The following is a 10,001-nucleotide window of genomic DNA, read 5'->3' on the forward strand; positions in this document are numbered from 1 at the left end:
CTGCAGCCGCGGCATCTACGACACATGAGACGCGTAGAGACGATCTTCGTCGGCAAGGATCGCCGCTACAATCGCCGCTTCCTGCAGATGTGCAGCCACTATCTGATCGATCCGGTCGCCCGCACGCCGGCGTCGGGCTGGGAGAAGGGTCAGGTCGAGAACTAGGTCGGGCTGGTCCGGGAACGGTTCTTCACGCCACGGCTGCGGTTCAAAACCCTGGACGCGTTGAACGCGTGGCTTCTGGATAAGTGCATCGCCTACGCCAAGGCGCTCCGACATCCAGAACTGGCCGAACAGACGGTCTGGGAGGTGTTCGAAGCCGAGCGGCCCAAGCTCGTTCCCTATGCTGGCCGGTTCGACGGATTCCACGCGGTGCCGGCATCGGTCTCGAAGACCTGCCTGGTGCGCTTCGACAACAACAAATACTCGGTCGCTGCCAGCGCCGTCGGGCGCCCGGTCGAAGTTCAAGCCTATGCCGATCGCATCGTGATCCGTCAGGACGGGCGCATCGTTGCGGAGCATCCGCGATCGTTCGGACGCGGCGAGACGACCTACAATCCCTGGCACTACGTGCCGGTGCTCGCGCGCAAACCCGGGGCCTTACGTAACGGCGCACCCTTCAAGGACTGGGTGTTGCCGGCCGCGATCGAACGGATCCGGCGCAGGCTCGCCAGCACCGACGACGGCAATCGACAGATGGTCGACATCCTCAATGCGGTGCTGACGGACGGTTTGTCGGCGGTCGAAGCCGCCTGCGCCGAGGCGATCGCTCATGGCGTTCATTCCGCTGACGTCGTTCTCAACATCCTGGCTCGCCAACGCGAACCCGCTGCACCGGCCAACATTTATGACGCCGGCGGCACTGACGCTCCGCCATGCGCCGATCGCCGATTGCGCCCGTTACGACAACCTCCGGAGGACCATCTGATGGAACGAACCCAAATCTTCGACCTCATGGGTGAGCTCAAACTCTACGGAATGAGGGCTGCCTTCGACGAGATCATGGCGACGGCCGTCAAGCGCCAGCACGAACCTCAGCACATCGTCGGCGACCTGCTCAGCGCCGAGATCAACGAGAAGCAGGCGCGGTCGATCAAGTACCAGCTCACCATCGCCAAGCTGCCATTGGCCAAGGATCTCGATGACTTCCAGTTCGAAGGCACGCCGATCAATCAGACGCTCGTCAATGATCTCGCCGGCGGCGGCTTCATCGCCCAGCAGCGCAACGTCGTGCTCGTCGGCGGCACCGGCACAGGCAAAACCCACCTGGCCATCGCAATCGCCAGAAGCTGCATCCGATCCGGCGCCCGCGGTCGCTTCTACAACGTGGTCGACCTCGTCAATCGCCTCGAGATCGAGACCCGTAACGGACGTCAGGGCCGGCTTGCCGAACATCTGACCCGGATGGACTTCATCGTGCTCGACGAACTCGGATATCTGCCCTTTGCCCAATCCGGCGGCCAGTTGCTGTTCCATCTCGTCAGCCGGCTCTACGAGCGTGCTTCCGTCATCGTCACCACCAATCTCGCCTTCGGCGAATGGCCCAGCGTGTTCGGCGACGCCAAGATGACCACCGCGCTGCTCGACCGGTTGACCCACCACTGCGACATCGTCGAAACCGGTAACGACAGCTGGCGCTTCAAAAGCCGCGACGACGATCACGCCACCCGCGCTCGTCTCGTCTCCGCAATCCCGGCCAGCTCCGACGAGTCGAGCGCTACCCTCAAACCACGCCGCGCGAAGGGGTCAAAATTGAACGCCGATACGGGGTCAAATTTGCGAGCCGATTGACACTCTCAGCGCTGATAGGCATAAGCGCCTGCTTCATGGCGGTGAATGGAAGCACTTACGCGCAAGATCATGGTGTAGATTGGGGGAAGGTCGATGGAATACTCGGTCGGAATCCGGCCGTAACCGAAGACGTGCATCGTTATGGTTTCCCTCGAACCGATTTGACGGTGACCCTTGACGGCGTGACCATCAAGCCAGCCTTAGCGCTCGGCGGCTGGATCGCTTTTAAGCAAGCTCACGAGGGCGCTATGGCGATGGGAGACCTCGTATTGCTGGAAAGTGAAATCAATCCAGTTATGTTGAAGATGATCGCTGGCGGACTCGAGATTACGGCGATCCATAATCATCTGCTCCGGGCGAGCCCCGCGACGTTCTACATGCATGTGGCCGGGCATGGAGACCCCGCCAAACTTGCAACCGCGCTCCATGACGCCCTCGCCGAAAGCAAGACCCCGCTGCAAGCTACTCCGTCGTCAAATCCACCTCCTGCTGTCGACCTTGATACTGCGCAGCTAGATCAAATTATCGGCGTGAAGGGTAAGACCAATGGCGGCGTCTATCAGTTCAATGTGCCGCGACGTGATCCTGTCAGCGAAGGTGGCATGACGTTGACACCGGCCGGGCCGATGGGTGTTGCGATCGGAATCAACTTTCAACCGACGGGCGGTGGTAAGGCTGCCACCACCGGCGACTTCGTCCTGACAGGCGATGAGGTCAATCCGGTGGTAGCTGCGCTGCGCACGCACGGCATCGAAGTCACCGCACTTCACAGCCACATGCTGGACGAACAGCCAAGGCTCTTCTTTATGCACTTTTGGGCCAATGACGATGCAATCAAGCTCGCCAAAGGCCTACGCGCGGCACTCGACAAGACCGCAAGCACAAAAAACTAAGGCGACGACCCCACGCGGCGTAATGCGACGCAACGACCGTTCAAGCGGCAAGGTTGCCAAGTTGGCGATAGCCCATTCCCGCTAACATATGAGCGCAATTCTGCATTTCCTGCTTCGCGTTACCCCGTGGTGGTCTTTTCCTCATTCACCATCAGCTAATGCGTTCCGCTGGTTGAACTTCGGTCGCCAAGCGCGCGCATCGAGCGACCAGCGACCTGATCCGGACAGCAACATGAAGATTGCGCTCATCAGCATCGCCCGCGTCTCATGAGTGAAGCTCAAGAAACCATAGCGATCCAGGTGGCGGAGGCTGAATATCCACCAGTTACGGCCTAACAGGATTGGGATTTTCGTAGAGATGATCGCCACGATCATGATGACGATGATCGGCACGGCCGCCGCGCGCGAAGCATAGCCGATCAGGAACATGATCCCGGCTAGCATTTCAATCACGCCAACGAACGGCCCAAAGAACTCCGGCCAGGGAATACCGATCTTGACGAAACGGCCGGCACCGAGAATGTCGGCATGCGTCAGTTTCTGCAGGCCTTCAGGGATGAACACACCAGCGAGCGCCAAGCGGATGAAAATGGCCCAGATCGATTCGCCGGGAGAGAACCACCAGGACTGTTTCATGAAAGCGTGTTCCTATTCGTTGCTGCCTAAGGCGCGGCGCCAGAGTTTTCCAAGCCAGTCCAATGAGAATGAGGCCGGAGCCCACACCCCAGATCGTGACCGGCAACCCCTTTTGCACGTCGCATGGGAATCCCTTCCGTAATGGCGGCAACCACGGACTAATGCGGGCCGCGTTGACAAAGCAGCCCACGAAGCGCCGCCATAATGTCGCGGCGCGCAAGAACCGTCCAGTGGCCGGTCAGGCTCTTTGGGATTCGGCCAGGTAAGTCTGCTGTGGAACTAAGCTGCCGGTTTCGCCATTGGCTACGGTGCTACCGGTGGATCAAGCGTCGGCTGTTGACAACTAGGAAAGCCATCGGCGTGGGGCCCAGACGAAGACCATCCGAAATGGGCGGTGAGTTGGGTCAGCTTGGATTTGACAAATCGGTGCATCCACGGCTCCACAAACCGCCAGATGGCCCACGCAAGGAGTGCAATGCCTGCGACGATTGTTGTGACGGCTATTGCAGCATGATCATGTGGTTCCATCGCCGAGAAAATCACGTAACCCATCTGCATGTGCAACAAATACAGCGGATAAGTCATTCCACCGGCGGCGAGCACAAAGGTGGCAGGGAACGGGATACGCTTGATGCGCGTCGCGAGGAATACGCCGAGCAGCGCGACGACACAGATGACTGCCACGACTCTCGGGTCGAACGTATTATCCGGATGCGCACCGAGCCGCCCCAGCTTGTGCGTTGCTTGAAAGATTGCCGTTCCCATTGCAAGGGCGAACAGACTCCAGAATCGCGTCCCGCGACGTCCACGGTAGTGCTGGTAGATCAGCAAGCCGACTACGAAGAATCCGCTATCGTCGGCAATGAAAACCTTCTCGAAGATCGGTGCATCGATCGTCAGTTCGTTCGCAAACGTGATTGTGAGCCAGACGAGGATAAGCGCATCAATGTGGCGAGGAAACCAGCCCAACATCATGAACAGCGCGACCCATCCATAAAACACCACCTCGATCACGAGCGACCAGTAGACGGTGTCGACATAGGGCTGGCCGAGGAATGGCGCGGCGATGACCAGGTTGGCGAGCCATTGTGAGCGCGTGACATGCCCGACGCCAACCGCCAGCATGACCGTAAACGTCAATGTCATGCAGAGAACAAATGTCGGATAGATGCGACTGAAGCGCGCGATGATGAAACCGATCCATGACCGTCCCTCCGCCGAGTACGCAATGACGAAGCCGCTGATGGCAAAGAAAACCGATACACCGAGAAATCCGTATTGTCCGGCAGGCGCCAATGCAGGCAAGGCCACCTGCGAAACGCCGCTCGCGGAGCTCGGTCCCCAAAAGCCATAGTGGTAAAGGATAACGGCTACCACGGCTGCAAGACGCAACAGGTCAAGAACCGGTACCCGAGAATGCGTGTGGACGGTCTTGCCCATGGGACGCTCTCTTAAGTCGGCGGGATCTATCGGTCACACCGATTGAGACTGCCTTAACGGAATCGCTGAAACAAGTCGCGTTCTTGCTTTGAAGCCGCTCGAACGCTTAAGCTCGCGAAACGACCATTCCCGCCACAGTGCCATCAGTCATCAAGCCACGCAGCCTGTTGTTTGGCGCGATCCGACCGGACAGGTCCAGACTCGAAGATATCGAGGTCCACCGAGGCGCATGAGCGCCCATATAACTCGGGGCAGCAGTTACGTATGACCGGTCGAACGTCTCTTTTGCGTTCTGGGAGTTCAGGGGGGCTGGTTTGGCGCTTAGCGGCACGATCTGATAATGATGGGCTTCAAGAAAAAGGCTTGGAAGAGCGAGTGAATGCCTGGCATGCGCTGGGTTGGAGTCAACATGCACACACACTCAATAGATCCATGGGTTCACGGCCACGTTTTTCTCGGTGAGCAGCACGCCCAGAATGAGCGCAGAACCTGGATTGTCGTGGCGCTTACGGCGTCAATGATGGTCGGCGAGATCGCGGCTGGTACCATATTTGGATCGATGGCATTGTTGGCAGACGGTTGGCACATGGCGACGCACGCAGCGGCGTTGAGCATTGCAGGGTTAGCCTATTTATTAGCTCGCAGGCATGCCAAAAATTCGCGATTTGCCTTTGGCACAGGAAAGTTCGGCGATCTTGCCGCCTTTTCGAGCGCAATCATGCTTGCGATGATTGCCATGCAGATTGCTTACGAGAGTGTGGTTCGGCTCTTTAACCCCGTCACGATTGCCTACAGCGAAGCGATAGTGGTTGCGGTGCTGGGATTAACAGTCAACATCGCCAGCGCATGGCTCCTTCAAGACTCTCACCACGACCATCACCATCATGGAAGCGATCATTCGCATCATCACCATGATAACAATCTCCGTGCCGCTTACGTCCATGTACTGGCAGATGCGGCCACATCAGTGCTGGCAATCGCGGCGCTGTTGCTCGCGATGTACTTTGGATGGACGTGGGCCGATCCTCTAGTTGGCATCTTAGGTAGCCTGGTTATCGGTAGCTGGGCCTATGGGCTGATCCGAGACTCCGGGTCTGTGCTCTTGGATGCCAGCGCTGACAAAAATCTCGAAATGACGATCCGCGAGCGAATCGAAACCAAGGGTGACCGCGTCACCGACCTTCACCTGTGGCAGGTAGGACCAGGACATCGCGCTGCAATCATTTCGGTTATTTCGAACAACCCGCTGCCGCCGAAGGCGTACAAGCGGCGGCTCGGAGGGTTGCGTGGCCTTAGCCACCTAACAGTAGAAGTCGAGGCCTGTCCGCACCACGCACACGGCTGAAGGCGCGACCCGCGCGAGTTCCCGTAAAAGCTCGTTTTCTGATGGAGCTGGACCATCACGGCTAGACACTCCGAAGAGCACCCTGCCGAAAAGCGACGGGATCCTCAACGTGATTCCAAGCCGCTCACGCCCGGGGCCAGATGTAGGACCGGATTGGTGACGATTGTCGCTCAAAGCGATCAGCGACAGTGCAGTGTCTGCATGAGAAGCGAGGTAAAATTGGCTATTTTGAAGTTCGCCAATCTTCGTTGCCGCAAGCCGTCGCGTTTCTCGGTGTCGAACGATTTGCGCAAGCGGTGCGTTTGCCTTCTGTCTAAGCGCGCATATGAACGATCAAAACGTAGCTTTATTACCGATGAGTGATTAGGCCGTGCAGAAGTCATGAAGTCTCCATGGCTCTAAGATAGTCACGGTTTGGCGACTAATCTTGATCCCGACTCATGCGGCTGAGCAGCGTTGCGGCGTCATGGAGCCGCCCGGCCTCGTAGATCAGCTGCTCGATATCCATTGAGATCTCGATGCCCTCAGCGATAGCGCCGTTCTGGACACAGGCCTCGGCGGCCTTGGCAATGCGTGTCGCTTCGCTCAGCTTATTGTGAACCTCAGCTATGATGAGCTTGATCGCTGCTTCGAGGTTGGCGCGCTCCATCGGGCCCTCCGTAAGAGTTGGCTCCACTACCGCTCTGCTGCCGCGCGATGTCGAGCGGAACCTGGATAATCTTGTGGCGAAGATCGGGGACGCCGGATCACGATGTGATCGCAAAGGGCCTGTATAGGGGAAGGGTGGGCTATTTCGCCGGCGAGCGCCGAGGTTTGGCCGGCGGCTTGCCGGCCATCAGATCCCGCAGCAGCTTGACCGGATCGGCTCCAATAGCCCGCACGATCGTCACGAACTCGATGACGTCGATCCGGCGTTCACCGCCTTCGTACTTGGCGACAAAGGATTGAGGCCGCTTGAGCCGGCGCGCCAGCTCATGCTGGGTCAGACCGGCCTGTTTGCGGGCAGCCACCATCAGGGCGCAGAACGCGGCCTGATCGGAGGAGTGGACGGTTTTGCCGATCCCGCGGGCGGAAATAGTCATCGCCCGGGCAGGCTGATCCCGAGACAGGATTATCCCAAAAAAGGATTATATTAACTTTGAAGTCCGATGCTGGACCGCTCCAACTGGACTTCGGCAGCACGGCAAGCGAATTGCCAGCTCATGATGAATCCTCGAATGATCGATCTGAGGCCCGAGACCGGGCAAGCCGAACCGCTCGCGCGAACCTTTGCCCCTTCTGTGGTCCGATACATCAAGCTGGGGCGGGGCGGGCAGTGGTCGGATCAGGCCCTGGATCAAGGGATCATCACCTTCGGTTACCTGAAAATTGAGCACGTCGTTTGTATGAAGGGCGATTGGGCGCTGGCCAGACAGCAGTTGGCGCAGATGGGACGAAGATCAGGCGGCGTCAGCAACGGATTGAGGGAGCTGCGGGAGTTTTACGAACTACCGAACGACGCCTTGTGGGTGACCTGCGCTCGAGGTCATTTCTGGTGGGCTTTCGCCGACGGCGGCGTGGTTGAGATCGAGCCTCCTTTGCCCGGCGGTCCGACCCGCTATCGGTCTACGCGAGCGGGTTGGTCGAACACAGATCTCAACGGCGAGCCGCTGACGGTTCGTAGCCTCAGTTCGGCGCTCACGAGCACCGCGAACTATCAAATGACCATTTGCGCGGTCAAACAGGCGAATTATTTGCTGGCTCGCATTCGAGGGGAGGTCGATCCCCTCAGGACGAAGGCCGCAGCTCTGATCAAGGACCAACGTGATCTGGCATCGCAAATGATCTGCCGGCTCGATTGGCGCGATTTCGAGACCCTGATCGATTTGATCTTTGCCCGGGGAGGGTGGCAACGGCAAAGCGCAGTGGGCGGCAATCAGGCTGATGTGGATATGGTCTTGACGCAACCGATCACAAACGAGGTTGCCTGGGTTCAGGTCAAGAGCCGGTCAACACAGGCGGAACTCGATGACTATGTCCGGCGGTTTCATAACGACGGCAGTTTCGATCGCTGTTTCTTTATCTATCACAGCACCCCGAAAGTCCTCAGGATGCCCGACTCCGCCGATTTGCATCTTTGGACGGCTGAGCGGGTAGCGAACGCCGCGATAGAGGCGGGGCTGTTTCGTTGGCTGGTCGAGCGGATGCATTAACCGCGACAAATTGGAAGCCGGCTCTCCAATTTTGAGGTCAGCCAGGTTCTGAGCGCTCGGCCTAGATTTAAATCGCTCCGAGATATGGAATCACAACCGACTCATCAGACTCAGGTTCTTCCTGGATCGGCTCTAAGTACCTTCGACCGCGCTCACGCAGTGGCAGCCACGTTCCACGATGCGCTGTCATAACCGGTGAGCTGGGCTTCGAGCTCTGTCATCGCGAGACGCTCGTATTCATAGGCTTGCGCCAGGAGCGTCCATCTTTGCGCAGGACGGAATGCTGCGGTCTGACGATAGAGCGAAGCAATGGTGCGATATCGACGCACGTTTTCCAGGTCAGCATTCCCACTCATACAACAAACCCCGTTTCTTGTTGACGCGGGCGACTATGCAGCGAGCGATCTTCGAAATCGTTAGCGGATTTGACAGCCGGAGCGAATGGTTTCGGAACTGTTATCGGAAGACAACTGATTATCCCGCGGCGAGCCAGCAGCTCGACCTCCGGATGCGACTCGATGGTCGCGAGTTCATCACGCTACTCAGCTGCGTGGCGGTGGCATGGCCTCGCGCAGCGCACCGGGCAGCAGTCGCGCCTCAAGCTCCAGCTTTGAGGCGGGCCTAATCCTTCGCCTTCAGTCGCGCTTCATTTTCGGTAATAAAGGCGCGGATCTCGTCGGACATGTTCAGAAGCTTCAACCATTGCTCTTTATACAGAGTCACTGGAAAACGTCCCATCCCGTAAACGGAGAGGCCACCTTTGTCACTCACCTTCATGCGGGTGCCCTCTGAAGCTCCTTTCTTCAGGGCATCGTTCTCCCTGCGGAGACGTTCGAGCTCAGCTTTCATATCGTCGTCCGGCATCTCATCTCCCTTTCGTGAGCGTGATAATATCATGCTATGCTCTCACTTTTACCTCGTCGCCGGTGGCCGGCTGCGCCGTATTGTCAATCGGCTCGCAAATTTGACCCCGTATCGGCGTTCAATTTTGACCCCTTCGCGCGGCGTGGTTTGAGGGTAGCGCTCGACTCGTCGGAGCTGGCCGGGATTGCGGAGACGAGACGAGCGCGGGTGGCGTGATCGTCGTCGCGGCTTTTGAAGCGCCAGCTGTCGTTACCGGTTTCGACGATGTCGCAGTGGTGGGTCAACCGGTCGAGCAGCGCGGTGGTCATCTTGGCGTCGCCGAACACGCTGGGCCATTCGCCGAAGGCGAGATTGGTGGTGACGATGACGGAAGCACGCTCGTAGAGCCGGCTGACGAGATGGAACAGCAACTGGCCGCCGGATTGGGCAAAGGGCAGATATCCGAGTTCGTCGAGCACGATGAAGTCCATCCGGGTCAGATGTTCGGCAAGCCGGCCCTGACGTCCGTTACGGGTCTCGATCTCGAGGCGATTGACGAGGTCGACCACGTTGTAGAAGCGACCGCGGGCGCCGGATCGGATGCAGCTTCTGGCGATTGCGATGGCCAGGTGGGTTTTGCCTGTGCCGGTGCCGCCGACGAGCACGACGTTGCGCTGCTGGGCGATGAAGCCGCCGCCGGCGAGATCATTGACGAGCGTCTGATTGATCGGCGTGCCTTCGAACTGGAAGTCATCGAGATCCTTGGCCAATGGCAGCTTGGCGATGGTGAGCTGGTACTTGATCGACCGCGCCTGCTTCTCGTTGATCTCGGCGCTGAGCAGTCGCCGACGATGTGCTGAG

11 protein-coding genes and 1 pseudogene are annotated in these 10,001 nt (G+C 58.6%); 5 read left to right on the forward strand and 7 right to left on the reverse strand.

Annotated elements, in window-relative coordinates; translation table 11 throughout:
- The 3 genes and pseudogenes from NB311A_RS18985 to NB311A_RS18995 form a co-directional block, all read left to right on the forward strand.
- Nucleotides 1-928, forward strand: a pseudogene (locus tag NB311A_RS18985) (IS21 family transposase); the annotation flags it as partial.
- Nucleotides 928-1,791 (forward strand): IS21-like element helper ATPase IstB, encoded by an 864-nt coding sequence (gene istB, locus NB311A_RS18990; RefSeq protein ID WP_009796681.1) that lies wholly within the window; start codon nucleotides 928-930, stop codon nucleotides 1,789-1,791. The pseudogene NB311A_RS18985 and the gene istB (NB311A_RS18990), both read left to right, overlap by 1 nt.
- Nucleotides 1,792-1,826: 35 nt before the next feature.
- Nucleotides 1,827-2,684 (forward strand): DUF1259 domain-containing protein, encoded by an 858-nt coding sequence (locus NB311A_RS18995; protein ID WP_009800351.1) that lies wholly within the window; start codon nucleotides 1,827-1,829, stop codon nucleotides 2,682-2,684.
- Between the two features lie 141 nt (nucleotides 2,685-2,825).
- Here the strand turns inward: NB311A_RS18995 and NB311A_RS19000 are convergent, their stop codons facing one another.
- Nucleotides 2,826-3,320: a DoxX family protein gene (locus NB311A_RS19000; RefSeq protein ID WP_009800352.1), complete on the reverse strand. Its 495-nt coding sequence runs from the start codon at nucleotides 3,318-3,320 to the stop codon at nucleotides 2,826-2,828.
- A 303-nt stretch (nucleotides 3,321-3,623) separates the two neighbouring features.
- The gene (locus NB311A_RS19005; protein WP_009800354.1) at nucleotides 3,624-4,760 is read right to left on the reverse strand and encodes an acyltransferase; all 1,137 of its coding nucleotides are present in this window, start codon (nucleotides 4,758-4,760) and stop codon (nucleotides 3,624-3,626) included.
- Nucleotides 4,761-5,169: 409 nt separating this feature from the next.
- On the opposite strand from NB311A_RS19005, the gene dmeF reads away from it, so the two are divergent.
- A complete protein-coding gene (gene dmeF / locus NB311A_RS19010) occupies nucleotides 5,170-6,105 on the forward strand; it encodes a CDF family Co(II)/Ni(II) efflux transporter DmeF (protein ID WP_040676165.1) in 936 nt (311 codons plus the stop codon).
- 421 nt (nucleotides 6,106-6,526) lie between these two features.
- Here dmeF and NB311A_RS19015 read toward each other — a convergent pair whose 3' ends face one another.
- Both NB311A_RS19015 and NB311A_RS19020 read right to left on the reverse strand, forming a co-directional pair.
- On the reverse strand, nucleotides 6,527-6,754 hold the full coding sequence (locus NB311A_RS19015) for a hypothetical protein (protein ID WP_009800356.1): 228 nt from the start codon (nucleotides 6,752-6,754) through the stop codon (nucleotides 6,527-6,529).
- A 139-nt stretch (nucleotides 6,755-6,893) separates the two neighbouring features.
- Nucleotides 6,894-7,187 (reverse strand): helix-turn-helix transcriptional regulator, encoded by a 294-nt coding sequence (locus NB311A_RS19020; RefSeq protein WP_009800357.1) that lies wholly within the window; start codon nucleotides 7,185-7,187, stop codon nucleotides 6,894-6,896.
- 135 nt (nucleotides 7,188-7,322) lie between these two features.
- Between NB311A_RS19020 and NB311A_RS19025 the strand changes: the two genes are divergently transcribed.
- Nucleotides 7,323-8,297, forward strand: a complete 975-nt coding sequence (locus NB311A_RS19025; protein WP_245257042.1) for a restriction endonuclease — start codon at nucleotides 7,323-7,325, stop codon at nucleotides 8,295-8,297.
- Nucleotides 8,298-8,449: 152 nt separating this feature from the next.
- Here the strand turns inward: NB311A_RS19025 and NB311A_RS19030 are convergent, their stop codons facing one another.
- From NB311A_RS19030 to istB (NB311A_RS19040), 3 genes are all read right to left on the reverse strand, one after another.
- Nucleotides 8,450-8,653, reverse strand: coding sequence for a hypothetical protein (locus NB311A_RS19030; protein WP_009800359.1), 204 nt, complete (start codon nucleotides 8,651-8,653; stop codon nucleotides 8,450-8,452).
- Between the two features lie 265 nt (nucleotides 8,654-8,918).
- Nucleotides 8,919-9,161, reverse strand: coding sequence for a hypothetical protein (locus NB311A_RS19035; protein ID WP_009800361.1), 243 nt, complete (start codon nucleotides 9,159-9,161; stop codon nucleotides 8,919-8,921).
- Nucleotides 9,162-9,244: 83 nt separating this feature from the next.
- Nucleotides 9,245-10,001 (reverse strand): IS21-like element helper ATPase IstB (gene istB / locus NB311A_RS19040; protein ID WP_009800362.1); only part of this gene is annotated, 757 nt, incomplete at its 5' end.

The organism is Nitrobacter sp. Nb-311A (assembly GCF_000152905.1).
In the GTDB taxonomy this organism is placed as follows: Bacteria; Pseudomonadota; Alphaproteobacteria; order Rhizobiales; family Xanthobacteraceae; genus Nitrobacter.

Excerpts from the sequence above, each read along its gene's own strand:
- NB311A_RS19020 (WP_009800357.1), bottom strand. The coding sequence starts at position 7,187 with ATGACTATTTCCGCCCGCGGGATCGGCAAAACCGTCCACTCCTCCGAT.
- dmeF (WP_040676165.1), top strand. The coding sequence starts at position 5,170 with ATGCACACACACTCAATAGATCCATGGGTTCACGGCCACGTTTTTCTC.
- istB (WP_009796681.1), top strand. The coding sequence starts at position 928 with ATGGAACGAACCCAAATCTTCGACCTCATGGGTGAGCTCAAACTCTAC.
- NB311A_RS19025 (WP_245257042.1), top strand. The coding sequence starts at position 7,323 with ATGATCGATCTGAGGCCCGAGACCGGGCAAGCCGAACCGCTCGCGCGA.
- NB311A_RS18995 (WP_009800351.1), top strand. The coding sequence starts at position 1,827 with ATGGCGGTGAATGGAAGCACTTACGCGCAAGATCATGGTGTAGATTGG.
- NB311A_RS19005 (WP_009800354.1), bottom strand. The coding sequence starts at position 4,760 with ATGGGCAAGACCGTCCACACGCATTCTCGGGTACCGGTTCTTGACCTG.
- NB311A_RS19035 (WP_009800361.1), bottom strand. The coding sequence starts at position 9,161 with ATGCCGGACGACGATATGAAAGCTGAGCTCGAACGTCTCCGCAGGGAG.
- NB311A_RS19015 (WP_009800356.1), bottom strand. The coding sequence starts at position 6,754 with ATGGAGCGCGCCAACCTCGAAGCAGCGATCAAGCTCATCATAGCTGAG.
- NB311A_RS19030 (WP_009800359.1), bottom strand. The coding sequence starts at position 8,653 with ATGAGTGGGAATGCTGACCTGGAAAACGTGCGTCGATATCGCACCATT.
- NB311A_RS19000 (WP_009800352.1), bottom strand. The coding sequence starts at position 3,320 with ATGAAACAGTCCTGGTGGTTCTCTCCCGGCGAATCGATCTGGGCCATT.